General features: G+C 40.4%; 33 protein-coding genes. 13 read left to right on the top strand and 20 right to left on the bottom strand.

The annotated features are described in order from the left end of the window. The first annotated feature begins 20 nt into the window (after positions 1-20). Positions 21-752, top strand: coding sequence for a DoxX family protein (locus J4N22_RS18160; RefSeq protein WP_207496964.1), 732 nt, complete (start codon positions 21-23; stop codon positions 750-752). A gap of 44 nt (positions 753-796) precedes the next feature. Here J4N22_RS18160 and J4N22_RS18155 read toward each other — a convergent pair whose 3' ends face one another. After that, positions 797-1,315 (bottom strand): GNAT family N-acetyltransferase, encoded by a 519-nt coding sequence (locus J4N22_RS18155; protein WP_207496962.1) that lies wholly within the window; start codon positions 1,313-1,315, stop codon positions 797-799. 73 nt (positions 1,316-1,388) lie between these two features. Between J4N22_RS18155 and J4N22_RS18150 the strand changes: the two genes are divergently transcribed. Next, a complete protein-coding gene (locus J4N22_RS18150) occupies positions 1,389-2,267 on the top strand; it encodes a hypothetical protein (RefSeq protein WP_207496960.1) in 879 nt (292 codons plus the stop codon). Between the two features lie 115 nt (positions 2,268-2,382). On the opposite strand, the gene J4N22_RS18145 is transcribed toward J4N22_RS18150, so the two are convergent. Together J4N22_RS18145 and J4N22_RS18140 are read right to left on the bottom strand one after the other, a co-directional pair. Continuing rightward, positions 2,383-3,078: a hypothetical protein gene (locus tag J4N22_RS18145; RefSeq protein WP_207496959.1), complete on the bottom strand. Its 696-nt coding sequence runs from the start codon at positions 3,076-3,078 to the stop codon at positions 2,383-2,385. A gap of 83 nt (positions 3,079-3,161) precedes the next feature. After that, positions 3,162-3,746 carry a Crp/Fnr family transcriptional regulator gene (locus J4N22_RS18140; RefSeq protein ID WP_207496957.1) on the bottom strand — a complete coding sequence of 195 codons (585 nt, stop codon included), beginning with the start codon at positions 3,744-3,746 and terminating at the stop codon, positions 3,162-3,164. Between the two features lie 185 nt (positions 3,747-3,931). Between J4N22_RS18140 and J4N22_RS18135 the strand changes: the two genes are divergently transcribed. The 5 genes from J4N22_RS18135 to J4N22_RS18115 all read left to right on the top strand — a co-directional run bounded on the left by J4N22_RS18135 (position 3,932) and on the right by J4N22_RS18115 (position 7,614). Next, entirely contained in the window at positions 3,932-4,795 is an 864-nt protein-coding gene (locus J4N22_RS18135; RefSeq protein WP_207496956.1) for an AraC family transcriptional regulator, read from the top strand. 306 nt (positions 4,796-5,101) lie between these two features. Next, on the top strand, positions 5,102-5,578 hold the full coding sequence (locus tag J4N22_RS18130) for a cupin domain-containing protein (RefSeq protein ID WP_207496954.1): 477 nt from the start codon (positions 5,102-5,104) through the stop codon (positions 5,576-5,578). A 30-nt stretch (positions 5,579-5,608) separates the two neighbouring features. Continuing rightward, positions 5,609-5,944: a hypothetical protein gene (locus J4N22_RS18125; protein WP_207496952.1), complete on the top strand. Its 336-nt coding sequence runs from the start codon at positions 5,609-5,611 to the stop codon at positions 5,942-5,944. Positions 5,945-6,048: 104 nt separating this feature from the next. Beyond that, on the top strand, positions 6,049-6,666 hold the full coding sequence (locus J4N22_RS18120) for a YceI family protein (RefSeq protein ID WP_207496951.1): 618 nt from the start codon (positions 6,049-6,051) through the stop codon (positions 6,664-6,666). A gap of 282 nt (positions 6,667-6,948) precedes the next feature. Continuing rightward, the gene (locus J4N22_RS18115; protein WP_207496950.1) at positions 6,949-7,614 is read left to right on the top strand and encodes a DUF3667 domain-containing protein; all 666 of its coding nucleotides are present in this window, start codon (positions 6,949-6,951) and stop codon (positions 7,612-7,614) included. 94 nt (positions 7,615-7,708) lie between these two features. Here the strand turns inward: J4N22_RS18115 and J4N22_RS18110 are convergent, their stop codons facing one another. Then, positions 7,709-8,263 (bottom strand): agenet domain-containing protein, encoded by a 555-nt coding sequence (locus J4N22_RS18110; RefSeq protein WP_207496949.1) that lies wholly within the window; start codon positions 8,261-8,263, stop codon positions 7,709-7,711. A gap of 209 nt (positions 8,264-8,472) precedes the next feature. Then, positions 8,473-8,841, bottom strand: a complete 369-nt coding sequence (locus tag J4N22_RS18105; RefSeq protein WP_207496947.1) for a DUF6717 family protein — start codon at positions 8,839-8,841, stop codon at positions 8,473-8,475. 66 nt (positions 8,842-8,907) lie between these two features. Here J4N22_RS18105 and J4N22_RS20135 point away from each other — a divergent pair, with 66 nt between their 5' ends. After that, the gene (locus J4N22_RS20135) at positions 8,908-9,036 is read left to right on the top strand and encodes a hypothetical protein (protein ID WP_255551773.1); all 129 of its coding nucleotides are present in this window, start codon (positions 8,908-8,910) and stop codon (positions 9,034-9,036) included. On the opposite strand, the gene J4N22_RS18100 is transcribed toward J4N22_RS20135, so the two are convergent. Further along, positions 9,033-9,551 carry a hypothetical protein gene (locus J4N22_RS18100; protein ID WP_207496945.1) on the bottom strand — a complete coding sequence of 173 codons (519 nt, stop codon included), beginning with the start codon at positions 9,549-9,551 and terminating at the stop codon, positions 9,033-9,035. The genes J4N22_RS20135 and J4N22_RS18100 overlap by 4 nt on opposite strands. A gap of 118 nt (positions 9,552-9,669) precedes the next feature. Here J4N22_RS18100 and J4N22_RS18095 point away from each other — a divergent pair, with 118 nt between their 5' ends. Continuing rightward, entirely contained in the window at positions 9,670-10,464 is a 795-nt protein-coding gene (locus J4N22_RS18095; RefSeq protein ID WP_207496943.1) for a hypothetical protein, read from the top strand. A 20-nt stretch (positions 10,465-10,484) separates the two neighbouring features. Here the strand turns inward: J4N22_RS18095 and J4N22_RS18090 are convergent, their stop codons facing one another. From J4N22_RS18090 to J4N22_RS18055, 8 genes are all read right to left on the bottom strand, one after another. Next, on the bottom strand, positions 10,485-10,844 hold the full coding sequence (locus tag J4N22_RS18090) for a DUF4870 domain-containing protein (RefSeq protein WP_207496941.1): 360 nt from the start codon (positions 10,842-10,844) through the stop codon (positions 10,485-10,487). A gap of 113 nt (positions 10,845-10,957) precedes the next feature. Continuing rightward, positions 10,958-11,407, bottom strand: a complete 450-nt coding sequence (locus tag J4N22_RS18085; protein ID WP_207496939.1) for a hypothetical protein — start codon at positions 11,405-11,407, stop codon at positions 10,958-10,960. A 284-nt stretch (positions 11,408-11,691) separates the two neighbouring features. After that, the gene (locus tag J4N22_RS18080; RefSeq protein ID WP_207496938.1) at positions 11,692-11,910 is read right to left on the bottom strand and encodes a hypothetical protein; all 219 of its coding nucleotides are present in this window, start codon (positions 11,908-11,910) and stop codon (positions 11,692-11,694) included. 33 nt (positions 11,911-11,943) lie between these two features. Then, entirely contained in the window at positions 11,944-12,375 is a 432-nt protein-coding gene (locus tag J4N22_RS18075) for a response regulator (RefSeq protein ID WP_207496937.1), read from the bottom strand. Between the two features lie 99 nt (positions 12,376-12,474). Continuing rightward, positions 12,475-13,269, bottom strand: coding sequence for a hypothetical protein (locus J4N22_RS18070; RefSeq protein ID WP_207496936.1), 795 nt, complete (start codon positions 13,267-13,269; stop codon positions 12,475-12,477). A 173-nt stretch (positions 13,270-13,442) separates the two neighbouring features. Next, positions 13,443-13,871 (bottom strand): hypothetical protein, encoded by a 429-nt coding sequence (locus tag J4N22_RS18065; protein WP_207496935.1) that lies wholly within the window; start codon positions 13,869-13,871, stop codon positions 13,443-13,445. 102 nt (positions 13,872-13,973) lie between these two features. After that, on the bottom strand, positions 13,974-14,375 hold the full coding sequence (locus J4N22_RS18060) for a DUF1801 domain-containing protein (protein WP_207496934.1): 402 nt from the start codon (positions 14,373-14,375) through the stop codon (positions 13,974-13,976). Positions 14,376-14,399: 24 nt separating this feature from the next. Next, positions 14,400-14,873 carry a PPC domain-containing DNA-binding protein gene (locus J4N22_RS18055; protein WP_207496933.1) on the bottom strand — a complete coding sequence of 158 codons (474 nt, stop codon included), beginning with the start codon at positions 14,871-14,873 and terminating at the stop codon, positions 14,400-14,402. A 219-nt stretch (positions 14,874-15,092) separates the two neighbouring features. Between J4N22_RS18055 and msrA the strand changes: the two genes are divergently transcribed. The 3 genes from msrA (at position 15,093) to J4N22_RS18040 (ending at position 18,959) form a co-directional block, all read left to right on the top strand. Continuing rightward, a complete protein-coding gene (gene msrA / locus J4N22_RS18050) occupies positions 15,093-15,647 on the top strand; it encodes a peptide-methionine (S)-S-oxide reductase MsrA (RefSeq protein WP_242692274.1) in 555 nt (184 codons plus the stop codon). A 123-nt stretch (positions 15,648-15,770) separates the two neighbouring features. Further along, positions 15,771-17,453: a M1 family metallopeptidase gene (locus J4N22_RS18045; RefSeq protein WP_207496930.1), complete on the top strand. Its 1,683-nt coding sequence runs from the start codon at positions 15,771-15,773 to the stop codon at positions 17,451-17,453. 18 nt (positions 17,454-17,471) lie between these two features. After that, on the top strand, positions 17,472-18,959 hold the full coding sequence (locus tag J4N22_RS18040; protein WP_207496928.1) for a lipopolysaccharide biosynthesis protein: 1,488 nt from the start codon (positions 17,472-17,474) through the stop codon (positions 18,957-18,959). A gap of 4 nt (positions 18,960-18,963) precedes the next feature. Here the strand turns inward: J4N22_RS18040 and J4N22_RS18035 are convergent, their stop codons facing one another. After that, the gene (locus J4N22_RS18035; protein WP_207496926.1) at positions 18,964-19,968 is read right to left on the bottom strand and encodes a bestrophin family protein; all 1,005 of its coding nucleotides are present in this window, start codon (positions 19,966-19,968) and stop codon (positions 18,964-18,966) included. A 72-nt stretch (positions 19,969-20,040) separates the two neighbouring features. Then, on the bottom strand, positions 20,041-20,517 hold the full coding sequence (locus J4N22_RS18030) for a BON domain-containing protein (RefSeq protein WP_207496924.1): 477 nt from the start codon (positions 20,515-20,517) through the stop codon (positions 20,041-20,043). Between the two features lie 286 nt (positions 20,518-20,803). On the opposite strand from J4N22_RS18030, the gene mscL reads away from it, so the two are divergent. Beyond that, positions 20,804-21,190, top strand: a complete 387-nt coding sequence (gene mscL, locus J4N22_RS18025) for a large conductance mechanosensitive channel protein MscL (RefSeq protein ID WP_207496922.1) — start codon at positions 20,804-20,806, stop codon at positions 21,188-21,190. Between the two features lie 70 nt (positions 21,191-21,260). Here mscL and J4N22_RS18020 read toward each other — a convergent pair whose 3' ends face one another. From J4N22_RS18020 to J4N22_RS18005, 4 genes are all read right to left on the bottom strand, one after another. After that, positions 21,261-21,710 (bottom strand): cold shock domain-containing protein, encoded by a 450-nt coding sequence (locus J4N22_RS18020; RefSeq protein ID WP_207496920.1) that lies wholly within the window; start codon positions 21,708-21,710, stop codon positions 21,261-21,263. A gap of 285 nt (positions 21,711-21,995) precedes the next feature. Beyond that, positions 21,996-22,973 (bottom strand): sterol desaturase family protein, encoded by a 978-nt coding sequence (locus J4N22_RS18015; protein ID WP_207496918.1) that lies wholly within the window; start codon positions 22,971-22,973, stop codon positions 21,996-21,998. Between the two features lie 123 nt (positions 22,974-23,096). Next, positions 23,097-23,357, bottom strand: a complete 261-nt coding sequence (locus J4N22_RS18010) for a short-chain dehydrogenase (protein WP_207496916.1) — start codon at positions 23,355-23,357, stop codon at positions 23,097-23,099. Between the two features lie 354 nt (positions 23,358-23,711). Further along, positions 23,712-24,926: a DUF2254 domain-containing protein gene (locus J4N22_RS18005; protein WP_207496914.1), complete on the bottom strand. Its 1,215-nt coding sequence runs from the start codon at positions 24,924-24,926 to the stop codon at positions 23,712-23,714. Positions 24,927-24,971 lie beyond the last annotated feature (45 nt).

Raw genomic sequence — 24,971 nt, 5'->3', positions numbered from 1 at the left:
ATTAGTCAAACAATAAAATCATGAGCATCTCTTCAAGGTTGGATCAACTTCATGCTGAAGCAAGAGGAAACCGGTGGCTACACTACTTTGCCAACTTTACTCGCCTTGCACTTGCCTTTGGCTTTATCACTTCTGGTACGGTAAAGATTATAGGCGAAAGATTTGCTTCAGGTCTTTCTGTTAATCATCCCATGGGTCAATATTTAGAGGCATTACATCACACAGGCTTTTACTATACATTCATTGGTTATGCTCAAGTGCTAGCTGCCATCCTGCTACTGTTTCGCCGTACGGTATTGCTTGGTGCGCTCATCTATTTTCCTATCATCCTCAATATTTGTATCCTTTCACACGCAGTGCGATTTGAAGGATCAATTCTTACGTCGCCGCTTATGGTATTGGCTTCATTGTTCCTCATCTGTTGGAACTATGACAAACTAAAACACATCCTTCCATTTGGAGCACCTGGTACTAATCCTCCTCCTAAGCAAAGTGAACTAAGCAACAAGTTTCCTGCGAGGTTCTTTGCTGGCGTAGTGGCAACAGTTGCAGTTATCATCTTGTTTATACAATTTGGTTTCGACATTATGCCGCGCAATAGTTCGAAGGATTGCATGACGCAATTTGAAAATACTAACAGAACCACGGCAGGCGCACAATTCTGCGATTGCATCCACAACCAGGGCCAGCCGCTGGATACATGCCTGGTAGAATATTATCAGACACCTGATGATGTGGTAGATAGTAAATAGCTTACAAAGCTGTGTCAACTGAAGTAGATAAACTTATTCAAAAACTACTCGTATTGTAGCAGCATTACCCATGCCGGATTGGTGTGCGTAGCAGTCAACCTGAATTCAGTTTCACCGACCATTTCAAATCCTTTCTTTTGGTAGAAACGAATGGCCCGATCATTACCCGTCCAGACTTCCAGCCACATACCCTTATCGCCTGCTGCCTTAGATTGCTTGATGGCCTGTTCAAGTAGATGATGCCCCAGCTTCAGGTCATAGAATTCCTTTAGCAAGTAAAGACGTTCCAGTTTGGTTACTCCTTTTAAGGAAACTGCAGGATGAGGAAATTTGTAGATGATCTTATAATATCCTGCAGGTTGATTGTTATAATAAACAGCCGAGAAAATATTCTGCTCATTTTCTAATTCTGCACGGCAGGCTTTTTCGTTGAAACTCCTGTTTACATAAGCCTGCATAATTTCTATTGGTTGACTATGCCCATGCGATTCCAATAAACTGGTTCCACCGATCTGAGCAAGCAAAGGCGCGTCGGCTGGTGTTAAAGGTGAAAATGAGATCATCGCGCAAAAGTAAAGATGCAGGATATCCTTCTGCCAGCATTGTTGTTAAATGTGCTGATCAGAAGATGGCTAAATGATGTACTGTCCTTTACCAAACTGCTTCATTATAATAATCGAACTTCAGTTAAATTATTTTTCTAATACCTGTAGTATTTACCATCTACAAGATTTAACTTCTACATTATTATCATCATTAAAACAACCGGATATGATCAACTTTCTTTCCAACCTGCAAACGGAAGAACACAATTTTGTTGAAGAGTTTTACTCTGCAAATCATGCCGTAACAAGAGAAATTCCAACTTCCAAATCTTTATCGGGCATCGAGGTCAGGCTATCCAACATCACCATTATTGACAACAAGACCCCAAAGGTTTTTCCTTTCCCGGGGCTTGCTAAGGTTTACCTTATCACACTGGCTATTTCAGATGTTGAACAAGGTCCTATTTCATTTGATTTACATGGTTTTGAACGAGTGGATGATGGAGATAAACTTTCGGTAGATCGGGTTTTATTTTCCTGGAAACCAAAAGATGAGAACGATGATATTCCTTCTCAAACACATATTTTTTGTTCGCTTATAAAATGTAAACAAAGGCTCAGAAATGTTGCTAAAATTATGCAGGAAGCAAAGGATGATGAGCAGTTTAAAAACCTGACTTCTAAACTGAGCACATTGGTAAAATCAGCATCCAATTTATCAGCAATAACAAGCCTCACACTCGAACTAGCAGGGATAGTTGGTAAATTCTTAGGCACAGTAGATGACAAGCCACTTCTAACGGTTTTCCAAAGCTTTACTGACCTTAATGGCGATTACGATAGAACTGGAAAGAATGCAAAGACCTTCCAGAACAAATATGCTTCTTTAGATCTATCCATCACCATACGCGATAAAACAAGAGAGGATCAATTAAAAGAAAATAACATTCTAACGGGCGAGGAAGTGTAAGAATTACTGTTTTTATACAATGCCCCACCGGTGCCTTAAATCTGGAAAACTGGTGGCGCATTTTTTTATGCTGTTAGAAATCTTCAACACTTGATGGTGGTGGCTTCTTGCATATTCAAGCTATTACTGCATCTGGCTTGGTGGCTGTAATTCGTTTCCATAATTGTCGTATTGCAACCAGGTGAGAAAGATAAGCAAGCGGCACTATGGTTCCGGGTAACCATACAAATGGGAAAGATATTATTGCCGTGTTTGGCTGGTCGAAACCAAACTGCTGAAAGGGTGAAGGCGCAGATAGAATACCATTGGTAACTGTAAATGCAAGGATACAGAGACATGCAATATTCCAAACGAGCAATGCGCGTTCATCCAGTTTTTTGGATATGAATACAAGATAGAAAATGATGGGTGCTGAGATACCAGAAACAATATCAATATTTCTTCCTTCAAATGTCATCAGTTGTGGCATCAACTTATGAAGGAACAGCCAGTACAGTACCAGCTCAACCGGTATCCTGATAACATGAAATAGTGTCAATGCTTTCAGATCAAGTTTATCTATAAACGCTTTTCCGTGGCTTGTGTAAAACAAGTAAACAACCACAAAGGCCGGCGGCAGGACAATAGCCGCAAAACGTGGAGGCAAGGCATCTGTAACTGAAAGAAAACCTGAAAATGCAAGTACACTTTGTACAAGCAACCATGGAAATAACAGCCATAAAAATTTCAGGTTTTTATTGGTTGCTCTATAAAAAATAAAAGCAGCAAGTAAGGTTGTAGCAATAAAAACAGCCGGAATAAAATTTGGCATCTGTAGCATGTTGTGAATTTTATGCAAATCAAATTCATGCACAGGATTTCCTTCTTGCCATATGGCAAGAAATGATGCGACAATTACTTTCTTTCTCTATCCAACAATTCTTTTCGTATCCGGCTCAACGATGTATCTGTTATGCCCAGGTAAGATGCTATGTACTTTAGAGGCACATGCTGAAACAATACAGGATTAGCCTGGAGCAAAGCTTCGTAACGTTTATCTGCTGTTGTGGTGATCTGGGAAAGCATACGCATTTTTAAGGAAGCAAAACCTTTCACTAATATTCCGCGTCCCATTTCTCTAAATGCTGGTAGCGCGTGAAACAGCATGTTCAACTTTTCAAAATTGATGACCCAGCCCCGGCAGTCAGTAATAGCCTGGAAATTTTCCTGCGATGGAACACGACCAAAAAAGGATGCGACCTCAAAAACCGGCTGTACCGCAACATAAAACTCAGTGGTTTTTTCATCACCATTGGTATCTATGGCATAGGCACGCATAAGCCCTTCTGTCAGCACCAGGTATTCATTGCTTACCTGTCCTTCCCGCAAAAATAGATCGTTCTTCGCCAGCACTTTTTCTTTGAAATTATTTGCTATCTCAAGGCTTAGCGCTGCATCTATTTTTCCTGCGGATTGAAAGAAGTTGACCAGTTGTTGCATTTAGATAAATTAAGTTGAAATAGGCTTAGACACTATTAGTAGCGGTAAAAATAAAAGAATGAATGAAGAAGAATGAAACATAAGGCAGCTACTGCTATCATCCCTTTTACCACTTATGTCGCTTTTGTACAAGTTTGTAAAATTTGAGATTACCATTTTTGCCTGCGATAGTAATTTACATCATCATGAAAGTTCAACTGCACCAGCCTAGTGCTGCATTGAGTAGTTATATTGACAATTATATGTTTGTTGACATTGACTGGAAGCAACTCTCGTCTATCTCAACCATATGGCGATTGATTCCATTTGGGCAGGTGTCAATGTTGTTTTTACTGGGCGAACCTCATGGCTATAGTTTGTCTGGTGCTACTGAGGAAATGCACAATACTTCACAGGCTTTCATGGTTGGCCAATTAACGCAGCCCATCTGGCTCAAATTCTCTGGTCACACACGGCTGATCAAAATACAGTTTAAACCGTCGGGCATACAGCAGTTGCTGCCGCTTAACATGGAAGAGTTCACCAACATTCCAAGCGTAGAACTTGAAGCTATATGGGGACGATCTGTAAATGAGGCAATGGAAATGCTGCATGAAGCAACGGATGACGAAAATAAAATTGCAATACTGGATAATTTCTTTGAAAAGAAGTTGCTGCCAAAACGAGATAATGCGGCCTACATCGATTACACTGTTACACAATTAGAAAAGTTCAACGGAAACTTAAATATCCAGAACCTGGAAACGAAGCTCGGTATATCAAGTAGGCACCTGGAGCGGCTATTTCGTGCAAAGGTGGGCCTGACACCAAAAGAGATCAGTAAAATAATCAGGTTGAATAGTGCATTTAGCTGCCTGGAAAAAGATCCTTGTATGTCACTGACATCTCTTTCTTATGAGGCAGGCTATTACGACCAGGCACATTTTTCAAAATACTTTAAAAAAATAGCAGGTATTAGTCCATCTAAATTAATGTCGCGCAATTCATCAGAATTATTTGTGACTCATGGTAAATGCTTTGTAAAGAATATGCCGCTCGTAAATGCATGATTTAATAATAAAAGAATAGAAAAAGCTACAGAAATAAACCTGTAGCTTTTTTATTTTAAAATTGCCAACTACTAATAAACCTAAAGATTCATAAAAGAGATGCTGATGAAGCGATTGTGCCCCGCAGTTTTACGCTGACGGGGCAGGCGCAACGAATACGACATAAAATACAAATGCTGGCAAAAATAAATTAGATAACAAATTGAACAGGATAATTAAAATAAATTTGAATTATAACACACGTCGCTTTTGTACAATTTATTGCTTTTAGGTTAATGCATTTTTGCATTACAAAAAACAACAAATATGAATACAACAATTAATCAATTTCAACCAGCAATTGCTGCAGATTACCGCGACTACCAAGGCGGATATTTTAAAGTGCTTATTGATCCAAAGCAAACAAACGGAACGATGGCCCTGCTTGATATGACATTACCAAAAGGCGTAGAACCACCACCGCATTATCACACAAACGAAGATGAAACTTTTTACCTGCTGGAAGGATCTATGTCTTTTCACATTGGTGAAGAAAAAATAGTAGCCAAGCAAGGTGATGCAGTTTTTGCACCAAGACAGGTGCCTCATCATTTCATAATAAAAACTGAAACTGTAAGGTTCCTGAACCTGATCACCCCGGGACAGTTTCTGGAGTACTTCCTGGAGTACAGCTATCCTTCTACTGAACTTTCAGTTGTACCTCCTCAAGGACCACCGCCTGCAGAAGCGATTATGCAGATGACAAACCAGTTGAAAAGCAAATACGGCGTATTATTTCTTTAACCCAATTTCCGTCACTTCCTAATACAGAAGATGTTTCGATCGATCACACTTTTCAAGGCGCCTGCTCTTACTGTATGGAGAAATGATGTTGACACCTATGTACGTACCAATAATGATCTTCCTGGCACCATCATCCATGAAGATGCAGTTAACCTGCTGGTAGATTATTTAAAAGTGACGAAGGCTTTCTTTATTAACTATGGATACAGCCGAAAGCAATTACAGGTTTTTTATAAAGATGTTGCACAAAAACTTTATCCCAGAGAAGAAGAGAAAGCTATTAATCGGCAAATGATCTCCGGCATTATCCAGGATTTAGGATGTGTATCGGATTGGGTGCACTTACACCAGCAAAATAATTCTTAAACAATACTGATCATTTAAAAAAATACGGCAGAGCTGTGAAGGACATTGCTATGCCTCAACCAAAACAAAAACAAATTCAAAAAAGCAACCAAAACTATTTAACAATGAAACAGACAATTTTCTCCCTATTTAGTGCTATTGTATTATTAACAAGCTGTAAGAAAGAAACAGAAAAAATTAATGATTATACTGTAAACACCACCGAGTCGAAGGTAGAGTGGAAAGGCTACCTGGCTGATGGATATTTTAACCGCGGTACATTCTCAATTGCCAGCGCCGAAATAAAAACTAGAAATAATAAGGTAGAAGGAGGCAGATTTACTATTCCTATACTATCGCTCGATGTGTTGAACCTTACCGGCGAGCCTAAAGCAGGTTTGGAAGCTCACTTGAAGAGCCCTGACTTCTTCAACATACTGGTGCACCCAAATGCATATTTTGATATTAGCCAAATTGTTCCTTACCACAAGCAAAATGAAGCCGGCGTAATACAAGGAGCGAATTTCCAGGTGACAGGTGGATTTAAAATGCTGGGTGTAACAAAAACCATAAGCTTCCCTGCACGTATAACGTTTACAGGCAACAAACTGCAGGTAGAGGCTACCTTCAAGATAAATCGTGTGGATTGGGGTATGACCTATGCTGCTGATCCGGCTGCAGGTGCGCACCACATTAAACCAGTGGTAGACCTGCACCTGAAACTTTCTGCAGATAAAAAATAGTAACAGCAAAAAACAATCATTAACTAATACAGCACCTGACAACAGGTGCTTTTTTTGATTTATTAACCAATCAATCCATCTTTTAGAATATAATCCACAGGTATACCAGCTTGTTAAGCAGGAAGAAAAAATTGTACTTTGTCTTCAAATGCGGCTCAAGCTTAGGCAACTAAAACATGTTACCTATTGAAGATCACTAAACCCTATCTGTAAAAACTAAAGTCAATAAAAGTGACTACTGCCAACAAAACCTACGTATGCAGAAACTGCGGTTCTACTGGATTGGAAAATTATTGTAGCCGCTGCGGTCAGCCTTACCAAACAAAACAGATCACCTTACATGGGCTGCTTCACGAGGTCTTCCACCTCTTTACACATTTAGATAAAGGATTTGGATATACGCTAAAGCAACTACTTACTGCCCCGGGCCATATGCAAAGACGATATATTGAGGGTGATCGTTTCCGGCACCAGAAACCTTTTTCAACCTTCTTTATCTGTGCAACAATAGCCGCGCTTAGCCGCTACTGGATCTTCAAGGCACTATATAAATACTATAACATCGGCAGCATTACAGAAGCTACATTTTTCCATGAGTACATGGTACTGCTTCACATCGTACTGCTGCCCATATACGCGTTGATCGCATACCTTTTCTTCTACAGGTCGAAGTATAATTATGCAGAGATGGGCATCCTTGTATTATATACTGTCTCATTTTTCTTTGTAGCCGCTACTGCTATCTCATTGATCAAGTTCATATGGCCGAAACTAGACACTGCATACATTGAGTTACCTGTGTTATTATGCTACAACGTCATCACCTTCGTAAACTTTTTCAACCACCTGCCTCGCTGGAAGGTAATGCTAAAGAGCCTGCTTATTGTTTGCAGCATGTTTTTGCTAGCACAGCTGGCTGAAGATTATGTTGTAGAAATTATTAGGTGACAACTGTAAGAACTAGTCGCATGGGTGGTATTCTCCTACACTAGCTTTAAGTATAGTTGCTTATATAGGAAGTTACATAGCTTACAATTATTGGTTAATCCAACAGCCTGCATGTCCAGCGGCCATCAGGAATGGTAGGAAATACCAGGTAGTACCTGTTCTCTGATCCTTCCATTGGTGTAGCCTCTCCGCCATTAAGATAGCCTGATGAAAATGTGATAACACCTCCACTACCAACAGCAAAGGTTCCGTTACTAGCCTTTTCAAAACCATTATAAGCATAAGCGCCATTTGCCTTTAGCTCAAAAGAACCTTTAGGAAGATAAGTATAAGAACCACCAGAATATTTAGAAGCGGTACAACCGTATTTGCCAGTTTTCACTGCCGGTTTAGCAGAGGCAGTGTTTGCAGCTGGTTTTTCTGCGTTAAGCCCTCTTATCCTGGCAGCGGTTACTGTCTCATCCCACTTACTGGAATAGCCATCGTAGCGCACTTTGTAATTATTTCCCTTTACTTCAAGAATACGTGCTTTGTACCACTTGCCTTTCCAATTTACCTCTACCTGTTGGTTAACAGCTGGCTTCGCCTGTGCAAAGGCTACTGATGAAATTATGAGATTGATGAGAACCAGGATGAAGATGTTTTTCATATAATTCATTAAAAGTGGGGCTAAATATAGGGCACAGAAATGTTTTTTCATTCCACTTTTTTAGCACTCGTTCCCACTTATTCTAACAGCCTTGCAATGATGCTTTTATAAAATTGCCAAACGTAAGAAGCCGCCCAACTACAAAAGCTGAAGCGGCTTCTTAAGTGTTTGCGACCTGTTTTAATCTAACTTTTTTAATACGATTGTCATCAAGCCCTGGTGTTAGCAATAGAGATATAGATGGTCTTTGGGTACCCGGTAAAGTAGTCGGTCAAGTGCCCGCAGAACCAATTCCTGTGACCTTTGCCACGCCACTCGTACCAACCTTTAATCCCATCTCCTACCTGTTCATCTACATTATCTAAAATGACGGAAGCATTGGGCAGAGGCTGCTCCGAGATATATGCCGTGAAATGATTTACTTCCTTGCCTACTACCATATCAATCAACTCGCTACTTCCCATCACGAATGCTTCTGCATATACAGGCACATCCGGATCGTCGTACACCCATGTACCATGGCTGGTTCGGTATGGATGGATGACGTTTACCTGGTTCTTGGTTTTATCTTTTTTCATATCACTTCCTGTTGTTTAAATCATGAATCAATAGCAATCACTTACGCATGCTGTTGATGAAGATGAATGAAAAATGATGCCACCTTAGAACAGTCTTTTGTTGGTGAAATACCTGTTACTATTGCTGCAATAGCATTAGCACAAACCAATCTGGAAGGTGTTATTGTAGAAGAGAGAAACTACACCAGGAACTAAAACTTGTCGAGTTCTTTTATAAATATTTCAGACAGCCTTACCAGCTCTTTAGCCATTTTTTTAGAAACAGGAATATCAGTTTGTGAATATGCAGAAACAACACGCACACTGGTAACAGGTGTTTTTTGCAAGGCCTCCACTTCGCGGCGGGTAATGAAATAATGATGGATATAAAGATTAGGAACAGGCGTCTGGTTAGAAGGCAGTTGCACCCGTGAATCAAATTTTATAATGCTTCCATCCTGCTGAACAAATTGTAGACGATCATTCTCCCCTACTGCCCGGTTGTTGCTGCCATAGCCAATAAAGCTTAAGTACTGGTTATGCCCGTATGACCGCAGCGAGACACCAAATCCATTGGTAAAGCCATTCTTCAAAGTAACAATAGATGTTTCTATATCATGCTCACCCGTAAAACCATTGTAGTTACTCAACCTGATAGACTGGCTGCTGGCAGGCTGTGCCAATACGACCAATAACATAAAGCTAATTGATAAGACAAGGCTTCTTTTCATGGTGGCTTAAAGTTGACAATTATAAAAAGCAAGTATAAGTCATTAGCATTACACATCATTATTAACAAGCTGCTATGTGTAGGTGCAGGTAGTAAAACTAAACTACAGCAACTGATTCATGTCTATATTAGCTACTATGAAATATGCCCTTCAATTTCTTATACTAGCAACATTGTCTATACCTGCAATTGCGCAGGACACCACATCAGGAAAAACAGTAAGAATAGGTAACACAAAAGTGCAGATCATCACTTCTTGCTTTATCCCTTGCAACAATGGCATACTCTTCCTGAACGTGCATGAGAATGAAAAAACAAGTGTGAACGCGGCCACCGAATTCATGAATAACTATGGTGGCAAAATGATCCGGCTAAAACATTCAGGTGAAAGAAACATCTCTTTCTACATCGGCAAGTCGCGCTTCTTTTTCGATCCCAACCGAATCTATAGCAACAAAGGAATACAGGCCACGTTGAAGAAGCTCAGCTACTACACACCTGAAAGTTACAAGCAAGTTCAAGCTTTTTCCAGGGAGATCTTGAAACCGTTACAAAACCAAAAACTGCTGATCGCGCTTCACAACAACACGGATGAAAATTATTCCATCAAGAACTACCAGGAAGGTGGTGACGAAGAGAATAATGCTAAAGAGGTTTATGTAAACCCGGAAATGGATACAGATGATTTTATTATCACTACAGACAGCAGCATTTATAGGCGTATCGTTGAAAAGAACATCAATGTTGTTTTGCAGGACAATAAACGTGTGGCAGACGACGGCTCTCTTTCGGTGTATGCTGCTAAGAACAATATTCCTTACCTAAACATTGAAGCGCAGGAGGGGCATTATAAAGAGCAACTTGCCATGTTGGAGGCAATTGAAGATATCATCAAAGACTACCGCAGCAAATAATTATCCTTTAACCGTACAACCTATTTTACCAGTCGCCAGGTCATCGGGTACCTGTAGATCTTTTTATCGCTGGCTTTTACTGAAGCTATGATTACGCATATCAATATAAAGATGCCCACCAGCCAGATAAACAAGAGCCCTATTATTGTAAAGACCAGTGCTATACAAAGCAGCGCCATAGTGATCTGGAAATTGAGCGACTCCTTAGCATGCTCTGCTACAAAAGCGGAATCATCTTTTTTTACAAGGTAAATTATCAATGGCGCAAGGATGGGTGCAAAGAGTGTAAGAATATGGCAGAGAATAGCCATTGTTCTTTCATCATCGGTTATGTTTTGAAGAGTATGTTCTTCTGAACCAAAAAGACTATTCTGTTGCATGCCAGTAGATTTGAACCTTTAAGTTACTGCTATACATCTGAAATGATGTGTAAAGTGCAAATACTAACGCAAAAAAAATCCCGGTAAAAACCGGGATCCTGATCGTTGAAGATCTATTTGTTTTCAGAACCTGTTGGTTCACTCTTCAGGTAGTTTCGCTTTGCATCTATCAAAGCGCCTTCTTTCTGGTACCTTAACTCGCGAATTTTTTGCCTTCTCTCTTTGCCGGAAAGTGAATTATCATTCCTGGTAGAAGAGATGCGGTAGTCATATTCATTTACTATTTCATCCAGCTTCAGCTGAAGCTCAGATGGCACACGCGACTGCACCATGCGGCCACGGTAATATGGGTCGTAGAACGGATCGTAAAACGGGCTATAGAATGGAGACCAACGAGCCGGGCCCCAACCAAATCCCATTCCCATTCCCATACCCCAAGCTGGTACTACGGGGGCTGCAACAACCACTCTGGCACGCGATGGCGCTGTGCTTCTCACTTTGTTTTGAGCCTCAGCACTTGCAGCCAATCCGAAGGCAAGAACCGTTACTATTAAGTATTTCATGTTTGAATGTTTTAACGCCAATAGTATATCAAAACCTATGCGAGGAAAGGCGCTAAAAGATGGAATAACAATCTACTAACAATTTGGCAAACGCAGAAGTGAAGCCTTCTATAACAGGTTTATTAGAAGGTATTTTGGTCGTTGAAAAATGGGTTTAGAAACTATTTTTTGTGAAGGAAAATACAAAGGCTGTTAATGCCAGCACAGAACTTATTAGTCTCTCCACCTATAGATGATTTGAAGTTTAATTGTACCCAAAATGAAATGCATTTTTGACAGCACGATTACCTTGTACTGTCAGGCAAAATAACATTATTGTCATTGGGAACTGGCGTACGCAAGACGGCTGCAGTATCATCATGACCGGGAGATACTACAGGCATACTGTCTGCCCGTGGCGCTGGTAGTGGCGTTTCAAGCTTAGTAGAAGTATCTGCATCTGTACCACAAGACGCTGCAATCATGCAGGCTGCAGCTATGGTAAGTAGGTTTCTGATCTTCATATGTTTTGTTATGTATTCCAAGCTGATGAAGTGCTAATATTCATCACTAGCCGGATGTTTTGAAAGCGTCCAATAATCAATGATCACCTGGAGCATTTTCTTTAATTCTGGTATGTTGGCTGGCTTTTGAAAAAAACCCTGGACCGTCATTTGTTCAAATGCTTCTTCTACACTTGCCTTATCTACTGATGTAGAAAAGAACACAAATGGAATGCTTTTCTCTTTCAAAGATGGATCCTCCTCCATCATCTTCTTAAACTCCAGCCCATTGATCATTGGCAGGTTTATGTCGCAGAAAATGATAAAAGGCTGTATGGCAGTTTCTTTTAAAAATTTAAAAGCCTCCATAGCAGTGCTAAAGATCATCAGGTCGTTCCTGACATTCAATCCTTCAATTACCTCCCGTATAAATTCCTGGTCATCCGAATCATCTTCTAAAAAAACAATAGGTCCGTACTTTGTCATTCATCCCATTTACTGCTAATAATTAAAATGTTATGCCACAGCACAATGAGAAACTGCAGCATTAGAAGGTGTATTTGTAATAAGATAAAGCGTGTTCTGCTAAAACGATAAAGGTTTTACATGTCGCCAAAAAGCAAAACCTGATATCAAACCACCAATGGTTATAAACATGTAAAAAGGCAAAAGCGGGTCAACAGGAAGGTGCAGGTTAATAGCCGTTAAAGTGGTTGCCAAACACAACACACTGCCATAAGCTATGGCTTTTACTAGCATTATTGCTGCCAATATAAAACCCCAGGCATGCGTGCGCCACAGCAGAACTGCAGCAAGTGCAGTGTTAGGAACTACTATAGAAAGATCGAGTGCAAAAATGAGTGGTGGAGCCGCAGGTGTTGTTCCATTCATTATAAATTTCACACACTGGATGATCTCGAAAATAGCCAGTGGCAGTGTGACCATAACAAGGAAAATGGCTATCGCTCTTCGTGGAAATTTAGACGATATAGCAACAGCTATTGCTTTTGCATCTATGGTAGCCAATTGAATAAACAACGCATAAATGCTTAAGCTAAAGATAGCAACATACAGCAGGAAGAATTTATTGAACACCGCACCAAAAAGGTAGAAAGCGTAGTTATACAGCATATACGCCAACAGCCCTGTTACTATTAATATAGCCTTGGGTGAACCGTGCCTGGCAGCTTGCAGTGAAATATAATATGCAGGTAGAACAAAGAAAAACGTGACAATATCGTTTGCCTTCCATGTAATAACGTATAGCTCTTTATCAAGGTATAGGCCAGGTAGCAATAAACCTCCTGCTGATGCTATTGCAGCAAAGAAGAAGATGATGATTGAAAGTCGGTTTACAACAGGTGAAAAGGGCAGTTTCATAAGCAGCACCATTCAGTACACCCAAAGAAACAGGATGTGCTACAGCAAAAAACTGACGATCGTCATCTTTTTATTTCGTTAGAAATTGGAGTACAGGAGCATAAGCTGTATGCTAATTTTTTGAACGTATCTATTGATGTAATTGTAAATAATGAATTAAGAACAGGATGAATCTACACCTTCAACAACTGCTGCAGCCTTTTCAGGTCAGACACTTCAGCTGGCGTGAGTGCTTCATTATTATCATATTTTGATTTTAGAAAGAGCACCCGTTTGTGTTGCGGATATTTTTCCAGAATGCAGTTGATCACCTCTCCTGTTGCAGCATCTTTTTCAAACAAGGGTGCAGAAACAGATACTTCAGATTTATAGCGGTTAGGCATTTTTTTTATCATAGCTTCCAAAGTAGCCAGTTTACCTGCGGGAAGATCTTTTATGGCAGATGCTTTACCATGTAAACCTTCCAATTGCTTTTTGCTCAGGCTGCCCCGCTGCTGGTATTGCTTGTATAAACTGATTACAAAAGAGGAAACAGGAAACGCAAGAATACAAGCTTCCAGTACTTCATTCACTATATCTACAGCTGCATGCTTGTTTTGCATAAGAATATTTAAACAGCATCAAAAGTAAGCTAGCACAGCTACAGCTCTGCCTGTTTTTCTTTGAAACGAAAACTAATATATGGGATGATGCGAAAGGAACATCTATCCTTCTGCTGGTGGTGCTGCTTGTTTTGCTTTTACGGCTGCTTTTTTGGCACCTGCTATAGCGACGGCTTCCTTTACCCATGCTTTTACCTGCGCCGTCGGAATATCTTTCACCGTCTTTACTTTTATATGCCGCATACCAGTTCCGGTACCTTCAAAGAGATTGTTTGGATCAAGTAAAGAAGTGGCTTTCAGAAATCCAAGGTTCACATAATCCACAGTTTTGTAGGTATAGATAAATGCAATATTTGATTTACCAGCAACAAATGTCAGTTGCCCCCATTTGATGGTTTCTCCAATACCTGCATGAGCTTTCAATATCACTTCGCGTAGCTTAAGAGCCACCTTGCGTTTTTCTTCCGGCAGGCTTTGAAGAAAGTTTTCAATTTCTGGTTCCATAGCAGGTAATTTTTATCAAATGTATTATTCTTTTCTTCTCCTTATCTGCAGCTCTTCCCAAGGCGTGCTTCCATCTTTCTCCCGGGTAAATATGAGTTCATTCGATTCATGAATAACAATCTCTGCAGTGGTATATATTTTACATCCATCACTCAGATGGCCGCCAATCGTTTGTCCTGTACTATCAGAAATACTAATGTGTATATGTGAGCCATTTACTGAAAGTGTACCCACTAAACTTACAATCTCAAAATGACCTGAGCCTTTGGTTGATTGTGGTTGATTGGCAAAACGGATAGAGTAATCCGTAAGACTGCCAACACATGTTGCTATCCATCCCGCCTGTATATTTTTTTCTTTTACAAAAGAAGAGATGGACTGCTTCAGGTCATCACCGGGCTTCAATCGAATAGCATGTACTTTCATAGCAGTTCCTTTAATTGCAGTGCTACATCCTACACAGCAGATCATTATGGCAATCCACCAAACATATTTCATCTTTTCTTCTATTGAAGCATGAACAATGCATTTAACTAACTTTAACGCCACCCCTACCAACTTTAGGGATTTTATTACCGTAAGTAACTAGACTTTTGTGTTTCAAACAAGTGGCGATTTATGAATTACCTATTGGCGCTGTCTTTGGTATTAAACTGTTGCTTTGTTTCTTGTGCAACGCAAGATACATCAGCATTAAAAACTGCAAATTTTTCAAACATGTCGAACATTAATACAGATACAGCCACATTTGGTGCCGGTTGTTTTTGGTGTGTAGAAGCTGTGTTTCAGCAATTGGAAGGTGTACTAAAAGTAACGAGCGGTTATAGTGGCGGCCATGTAAAAAATCCAACTTACGAGCAGGTTTGCGAAAAGAATACCGGCCATGTTGAGGTAACACAGATCGTTTACGATCCTGCAAAGATCAGCTATGACGAGCTATTAGAGGTCTTCTGGAAGACACATGATCCAACCACGCCTAACCAACAAGGTAATGACGTAGGCCCGCAATATAGAAGCGCTGTATTCTATCATAACGAAGAACAAAAAAGATTAGCTGAAGGATATAAAGAGCAACTTGATAAAGCAGGTGCATGGAGCAATCCTATAGTTACAACGGTAGAACCACTTAAGAATTTTTACGAAGCAGAGAATTACCACCAGGACTATTACAACAACAACCCAAACCAGATGTATTGCAGGTATGTGATACAACCAAAGCTGGAAAAATTCCAAAAGGTATTTAAAGACAAGCTTAAGAAAACTGTACAATAAGAGAGGCCACCTAAACGGTGGCTTTTTGTTGGTGATTGTAAACCTGGAGAATGAGTTTGCTAACAGCAGAAAGAATAAATTGCAGGACTATCTCGCATAGTTCCTAACAGCCAATTCCAGTAAATGAAATCAAAAGTCTATGTTGCAATAATGTTGAGCCTCCTGGCAATAACCTCTAAAGCACAACATTCGCAGGAACAAAAGAAATTCACACGCTCCGATACACTTCGCGGTTCTATAACAAAGTACAGGCAGGGATGGGATGTAAAGCGCTACGACCTGCAGGTTGAAGTTGACATCATACACAGGTCCATTACAGGTTCTAATACCATTACTTTTTTAGAACAGCAACCAGTAACCATTATGCAGGTTGACCTGCAAGAGCCGATGCTAATCGACAGTATTGTTAGTGACAGCGGCAAAAGGCTTCCATTTAGTCGCGAGGGCAATGCATGGATGATTCACCTAAATGAAACTAGTACTGCTGCGCATTCACCAAAGGAACGCAGCATAAAGGTTTATTATCATGGCGTACCCAAGCAAGCTAAAAATGCACCATGGGATGGTGGTTTGGTATGGGCAAGCGATAAAGCAGGCAATCCTTTTGTAGGCACTGCATGCCAGGGTTTGGGAGCCAGTGTATGGTGGCCATGTAAAGATCACCAGAGCGATGAGCCTGACCGCGGGATGAGCATTTCTATAACAGCACCCGCAGACCTGCAAGCTATAAGTAATGGAAGATTGATATCTACCACCCCTTCAGCAAATGGCACACGCACATCAAACTGGCAGGTAGTAAATCCTATCAATACTTATGCAGTAACCATGAATATTGGCAAATACGCCAACTGGAAAGAAACGTACGATGGCGAAGCGGGTAGCTTAGATCTTGAATATTGGGTACTGGCTGAAAACCTTGACAAGGCAAAAAAGCAATTTGTGCAAACGAAACCAATGCTGAAATGTTTTGAGCACTGGTTTGGAAAATATCCTTTTTACGAAGATGGTTTTAAACTGGTAGAGACACCGTTTCTTGGAATGGAACACCAGAGTGCTATAGCTTATGGCAATAAATACCAGAATGGTTACCTGGGCCGCGACCTGAGTGGCAGTGGCTGGGGCCTGTTATGGGACTATATTCTTGTTCACGAAAGTGGCCACGAATGGTTTGGTAATAATATTACCACGCAAGACATTGCTGATATGTGGGTTCACGAAGGCTTCACTACTTATAGCGAGACATTGTATACTGAATGTCATTCAGGCAAGAAAGCCGGTTTTGAATATGCCGCGGGTATAGCCGGCGGAATTGATAACGATCGGCCAGTTATTGGTATTTATAATGTGAACAAAGGTGGCAGCGGCGATATGTATCCTAAGGGTGCTACCATTATTCATACCATCAGGATGATGATGAATGATGACGAAAAATTCAGGCAACTGCTTCGAGACATGCAGCAGACCTTCTTTCACAAGATCACCACATCTAAGGAAGTGGAGCAATTTATTATAGACAAAACCGGCCTGCCGCTACAAGCTTTCTTTAACCAATACCTGCGCACTGCACAGATACCCGTAGTAGAATTTTATAAAAAAGGCAACAGTCTGTCGTACAGGCTTACGGGTCATGTAAAAGATTTTGAGACACCACTTATCTATTCTTTTGAAAATAAAAGAAAGGTTATGACGGCAACATCTGCATGGAAAACAGTAACCTTGCCGAAAGATGAACTGGCATACTGGAAACCTGGTGCAATAGAAAATAATCTACTCCTTCGTTTCAAACAGGTACCGGAACAAAAATAAAAACTACCGGCACGATCAATGTCCAACATAAGAAAACAGGCAATTATAAGTAGCCTGCTGGTTTACGTAGGTGTATTAGTTGGCGCTATCAATACTTACTTTTTTGTAAAAGAAGGTTCTTTCACACCAGAACAATATGGCCTTACCCGCCTGTTCTTCGATGTGGCTCAAAACTTTTTTGCATGGGCAAGCCTTGGTGTCATCCCGGTCATATTCAAGTTTTACCCTTATTATAAAGATCACCTGCCGCATAGAAAGATAGACCTGCTTACGTGGGCATTGTCCATTGCCTTTGTAGGTTTCATCATTGTAATAGCCGGTGCGTTGATATTTGAGCCTGTTGTAGTGCGCAAGTTCTCAAGAGGGTCTGCCCTATTTGTAGAGTACTACCATTGGGTATTTGTTTTTGCTTTTGGTATGCTGTTCTTCTCTGTTGTGGAAGGCTATAGTTGGGCTTTACAGAAATCTGTTGTCTCCAACTTTTTGAAAGAAACACTGCTGCGGATATTCACCACCTTGTTTATTGTTCTATACCTGTTCAACATTATCGACTTCGATATATTCATCAAGCTATTTTCCTTCCTGTTTATTATAGTGCTGGTGGTGTTGGTAATTCATCTAGCTTCTATCAAGAAGCTCCCTATTACCTTTAGCATAAGCAAGGTCACACGCAGGTTTTATAAAAAAATGTTCGGCATGCAGTCGCTGGTGTTTAGCGGCATTTGCATCATGACGTTAGGTCAAACCATCGACAGCATTATGATAGCCGGTGTACAAGGGCTAACGCAAACAGGTATCTATTCATTGGCACAGTTTGCAGCCAATATTGTGCAGATACCACAACGCAGTATACAATCTGTTTCTACCGGTGTGCTGGCGCAACATTGGAAGGCAAAAAACTACGCAGAAATAGGCAGGATCTATGAGCGCAGCTGCATCAACCTGTTATTGATAGCACTTGTCATTTTTGGAAACCTGTGGCTTAATATTGATGCAGTTTTCACTGTTATGAACATCCAGCAAGAATACGCCGTAGGAATTCAGGTAATTTTTGTACTGGGTGTTGCCCGAATAATTGATGCAGGCACAGGTGTAAATGGACCTGTGATTGGCACTTCTACTTTCTGGCGCTTCGACTTCTTTACCGGAGTAATCATGCTTGCCGTAAGGCTGCCACTAGCTTATCTTATGTTGCGTGCATACGGAATGACTGGCATGGCTTTTAGCGAACTCATTTCAATGGCGAGTTACAATTTTGTGCGCTTCGAGTTTTTAAGAAGAAAATTCAAGATGCAGCCTTTCAATATGAATACAGTTTTGGCCCTGGTTGTAACAGGAATGGCTTTTGCCATTGCTTATTTCCTATTGCAAAATGTAGGCGGCTGGACCGGTATATTCAGCAGAAGTATCCTGTTTTCTTTATTAGTCATTGGTGGTGTATTTGGCTTTAAAATAACACCTGATGCGCACCAATTGCTGGATAAACTAAAGCAACGTTTTCGGTAATAACTTACATTATGATGTTCCTGATAGGAACTATCCTTTCAGGAACATTTGTTTCTCCCAGCATCTCGCGCAGATCAATTTCTATGGTGCGGCAAATAGCGGTCATAGGTATATCATTCACACCGTTCTCAAACGGGTTTTCACTCTTATCTCCCACTATTTCCATCACATTGAATATCCACGAAATCAACACGCTCATAGGAATCGTGAACCATACATAGTCATGACCAAATTTTATCACTTCACCCAGCAGACCGAAAGGAAGAACTAGTGCCAGTAACCAGACAAATACCTCGCTGAAATAAGCATACTGCCGCGGGAAAGGATAAGATTTAATCCGTTCACAGGCACCCTGCTGGTCGTACAACATCTTGATCATATTTCCTACTTCCACATGCTTGTATACATGAAGGCATTTCTGGTTGAACAAGTACAACATGTGCTCGCTTTGCCGCCGTAATATCTGTGTTGCAGTATTTGTTTTTGCATATAAATGAAAGGCTTCATCATCTTGCAGAAACTGCTTTATTTCCTCCAGTAGATTTTGCGAATGGAAAGGTGTTTTTTCTTTTACAATGCTGGTGAAGGCATCATCCTTCGCCTCCCACATCTTCCTGTCGCGCAGCTGTATGCGCAGCGCATTTATATAAGCTATGTGGCGGTAAATAAGAACCCGCTTATGCTTCTTCAGATCTTCTTCACCAATCTCTTCCGATGGCTGTAAATAGTCCAGAATAAACACAGCAAACGTACGGCTGGTGTTAACGATAGAACCCCAAATCTTTCTTGCTTCCCAAAGCCTTTCGTACGAGGAGTTGTTTTTGAAACCTACATAGAAGGCTACTGCAGTACCCATCACTCCTATAGGCACAAAGGGCAGAGCCAGGAACTCAAACCCGGCAAATTCATATAAACATGTGATGATTGTAGAATAGAAAAAAAAGAACAGGAGCGGCTTCCATGCAAAACGGAGGATAAACGTTCCTGAGAGATTTCTTGCAGCGTACATTCTTGATGATCATTTTTGAAGCAGATCAAGGTTCAAAAATTATTCCGCCAGCAATGTATCATCACCCATAAATCAATCCTGAACCACTGCCCTGCTTTCCAATGCTAAAGGCTGTAAACTCTGAATAGCAGCCACCACTTTGGTCGCTTTATCTTTTGGTACCGTTCCTTCAAGTACTACTATGCTGTCTTGCACAATGGCCTGCAAACCCGGGTAGTTTTGTAATATGCTATCAACATTTTGCTTAAGCATGTAATCGGTACCAAAAACAACAGGCGCTATTTGTAGTTGATCAACAACTGACTTTACACCATGTACCTTTTCCACTTTTTGAACAAGCGCAGTTTTACCCTCGCTGGTAGGCACTGCACCTGTTAAGTTTACAACCTTATCCTGCACCGTAAACCTAACTCCTAAGAAGTTTTTATCTTCTTTTGCTTTGGCCGTAAGATCTGCTTTTATTGCCTGGTCATTAGTACAAGCTACCAGGAAGCAGGCGAATGCTATGCATATACTTCTTATTCCTACCTTATTGCTATAACCTTTCATAATCATATTCTTGCTATTACGCCTTTTATTAAACGGGTTTTCAGAGCAAAAAGCATGCGATTTAGAAATGCAGCACCCAGGTTAAAGATTATTCCACAGGTGCTGTAGAAAGAGGAGTAACAGCTCTACACTTCATCTTCCTGTTTAAAAAGCTCTTTATGGGTTGCAATACTTCTTATGATGCTACCTGCGACCATGCATTACATGGCACATAAATTTTTAAATACCTTTCAGAATATTAAACAAACCTTTTTTCAGGTTGGTTATACATTTAAACAAATAGAATATGGCATTCATTAAAGATTTCAAAGATTTTGCACTAAAAGGAAATGTAGTGGAACTGGCAATTGCCGTTATCATTGGCGCTGCATTCGGTGCAATTGTATCTTCTATGGTACAAGATATTATCACGCCTTTGCTGCTTACTCCTGCCCTGGAAGCTGCCGGCGTTAAGGACCTGGATCAACTGACGTGGGGCGCAGTAAAATATGGTAATTTTTTAGCGGCTGTGCTAAAGTTCCTCATTATTGCACTTGTGCTTTTCATACTCATCCAGGCATTGAGTAAATTGAAAAGAAAGAAAGAAGATCCTGTAACAACCACACCTTCTGCCCCTGAATTTACCCTGCAGGAAAAACTACTAATGGAGATCCGCGATTCACTGAAGAAATAACGAACTACCAATAAAACAAAAGGCTCTGTTGGATATCCAACAGAGCCTTTCTTATAAACTTCTGAGCTTATTATATTTTCTTGACGTTCACAGCTTTCAAGCCTTTCTGGCCTGCTTCTACTTCAAAAGTTACTTTATCCTGCTCATTTACCTGCGTTTCTAATGCAGATATGTGAACGAAGATCTGCTCTTTTGTTTTGCTGTCTGTGATGAAACCAAATCCTTTTGAGTGGTTGAACATAGTAACAACACCGGTCTTTGGACTATCATCTTCTTCCTGGTGCTTATATACTACTCCAATTTCTATGTCTTCAGCTTTAATTTCTTTTCTACGCGACATATCCGGAGGAGTTGAACTGATGTTTCCGAATTCATCAACGTAAGCAAGCATTTCGTCAAGGTTATTACCATTCCGCGCATCATTCTTCCTTTCTGCTTTCTTTTCTTCTTTATCCTGGCGCTTCTTTAGTTTATTTTTTTCTTTTTCCCTTTTACTAAATGTTGCTTTCGATTTTGCCATATTGCTTTTGTTGTTTTAATGATTGAACCCGGCGCTGGTATCTCTCCAGTAAATCTCCGGTTCAGGTGTTTCTATTGTATGTTGTTCAGGGTTGATCACTCTTTCAATAGCGAGATTAGAGTGATAAATTGGAGTTAACCTATCCAAAAGGTAGCCGCATATCGCGTAATACAATGAAGGTACAGAAATATTTTGGGGTTGCTGCACAATGTTTGCAATTCGGCAAGGTTTAGCTTTTCATTGAAGGCTAAAACATGCTGTTGCGAAATGTTGGCTAGCAAAAGGTCAGGCAGTAACTTTTTTAGCGGCAGGTAATTCTACAGTGTTTTCTACAACAATACCCTGTGGCCAGGTTTCCTGCAGTTTCTTTTCATTGGCAATGGCAATGGGGTCACCAAAAATGAAGAACAGTTTTTTCTTCAGGCCTTTCGCTTGCTTCAGGTCATTCCACATATCCACATATTCGTGGAAGTTGATGGTTATCGGGTTTGCCTTGTCCTTGATGTTGGTCGTTATTCCGTAATGCACCTGCTCTTCTTCTTTCTGGTAAGTGCCAAAAAGCCTGTCCCAGAAAATGAAAGTAGCTCCATAGTTCTTGTTGATATACTTCTCCTGCGAACCATGATGTACGCGGTGGTTAGAGGGAGTAGCAATCATGTATTCCACCCATGGATGGAGTTTAGGTATATACTCAGTATGTACCCAAAACTGGAATAGAACAGCTATTTGGTTAACTACAAAGAAGACAATGGGATGAAAACCAAGCAAGGCAACCGGTAAAAAGAAGATCAGTTTAAGGTGCTGCACCCAGCTAAGGCGGAAAGATACCGTTAAGTTATAATGCTCTGCGCTGTGATGCACCACGTGCGTTGCCCACCAAAAACGTTGCTGGTGAGAAATGCGATGCGACCAGTAGCTGCATAGATCAAATATCAGGTAGCAAGGAATAAAAGTCCACCAGTTGAGCGCCATGCGATAAGGCAAGGCGTTGTATACCCAAATAACAAAAGTGAACATTGTAAGCTTGATGGCCAAGTTCACGAAAACATTTCCAATACCTACTAATATAGATCCGACGCTTTCCTTCTTATCGTATAGATGCTTGCTCTGCTTGTAAGAAATAAACCACTCCAATAGAACGAAGAAGAACATTACAGGAGCTGCCCATACAATGATATTAGGAGCCTGAGCTTCAATTGTACCTAATGCATCGAAAGGAATAGTGGGAGCGCCAAACAAATTCAGGAAGAAAGAAAATAACATAATAGTGCAAATATTAAATCCACTCAACCATTGCTATTAATGTTACTGCGAAAATGGGAGGGAAACTCAAAGAAGAAGATCACAAAAAAAAATATACCAGTCCCGAAGGACTGGTAATGTTAGTTAAACCTCTTCAACAGTAAGTTTACTGAAATCACTGCCATGAAAAAGCCTTGAAAGGTTGATGTCCTTAGACTTGGTCCACTCTTTTACATTGGCAACAGGAACGATTCTCCAGAAGTTTTTTGACTCTAATTCTACAGCATCTTTACAATGAACGATTACGCCGTATACAGGATTTCGCTTCTTAAAAGAGATCTTGAGGTGTTTGTTTGCGGGAAGTTTATTAGCATTTAAAAACTTCTGTATTTCTTCAGTATGCATATATCTAGTTATTATAACCTATTTAAATCGAATTACATTATTGGCTGCAGTAACAAAAGGCGGAAAACCAGGCTACTACTTATATTTATAAGGATGTGGTTGACCAGGAATACCTATAGCAGACAATTATATAATTCACTCACTGCTTAACGCCGGTAGATTATTCAGAGAAGCTGCGGCACCTGTAATCCGGTAAATGTAAGCGTTTCTTGTGAAGATTACCAAAAATGAACAATCGTTAACTTATTATGCTGATATTAATGAATATCATTTTATGTTATATCAGCTGATCATGTCTACTACGCTTTTTGAAACAGCAATCTTCAAGCCACTTTCAATGCTTCACCAATACTGCTAAGCCGGTTGCAGATCATTTAGTTTGCGTTCAAGGAATTTTGTAATTGAAGGATCTTCCGTTATGTACATCAATTGGCTGATCATATACTTCAGCGCATCCATTACCACCCTATCCTTTTTACCATAATCATATATGGGTAAAATTGACTTATCAAAAATTTCTTCAAAGCTCAACGTATTTGTTACTATCCTTACTTTCCCTTCATCGTCTTTATAGACATTACCTATAGGTGATGTGATGATCTGTAAAAACAGATCAGATAAAGCGTGGATAGCTAGTACGGCTGTCCCGGGATCATTTACACCGGGGCTTAGCGCTTTCACAGCAACCTCCATCAGGTGGAAGAAGCCGTAATAAGCATTCTTGTCAATCTCCTGCCCGTAATAGAAGTCAATATCAACCAGTAAATTCTTGATATTCTTTTCTTCCACATTTCCGTGTATCACCAGCAAAGGAGTGCCTTTCAAAACATGTGTACCCATAGGATGAAGCATGCGTATCACAATATCCTGCCTCGCTGCCACTTGCAGCAGCCTGCCCAATCCAAAGCCCTGGAAATAGCCGCTTTCTGCCGACAATACCATTCTACCGCCCTCAGCTGAAAATGATTCATAACTACACCTGCTGTCTGCAATATTGTTGGTAAGTGTTTCTAAGGAGCGGTTATGTATCCGTTGTATTAGTTGCTCATACCTGAATGACTGGGTTATATAGTGCAGGAAATAAATAAAGAGAAAGATGTCGATAACAGTGAGCACCAATAAGAAGTAGATGCTCAATACAGGCAGTTGGTGTACTTCAACCTGCTCAGTGATTTGTGTAAGCAAGAATAAAGAATACACAATACTTCCTGTATAAAATGCCAGGACGATCTTTTGTACCCTGTCGCCAATGATGTTGTCGAGCATGCGGTTACTCATTTGAGAACCTGCCTGGCTCATAACAATCATCACCATAGAAAAACTAAAAACGGTAAGCGAGATGATACCAGCAGCAACGGTAGCTACTATGGTGCGCGCTGTTGTCGGATCAGAAAGGCTGATCCATTTTAAGTACTTGTTGATGTTATTGAAACTGCCTTCTTCATCCAATTCTATTAGAGCCATGGCCAGCAATAAGAACAATATGGCCATGACTGCAGGCAGGAAAGCAATGCTATGAATTGACTTGTTGTAAACCTTGCGAAACCACTTTAAGAGGATATCCAGCATGTATAAATTTAAATTTGCTGCAGGCTTTCAACACTTTCTTCAATC

Source organism: Aridibaculum aurantiacum, assembly GCF_017355875.1.
In the GTDB taxonomy this organism is placed as follows: domain Bacteria; phylum Bacteroidota; class Bacteroidia; order Chitinophagales; family Chitinophagaceae; genus Segetibacter; species Segetibacter aurantiacus.
Note: the sequence above shows the minus strand (reverse complement) of the source record. Positions and strands in the feature narration are given on the sequence as shown.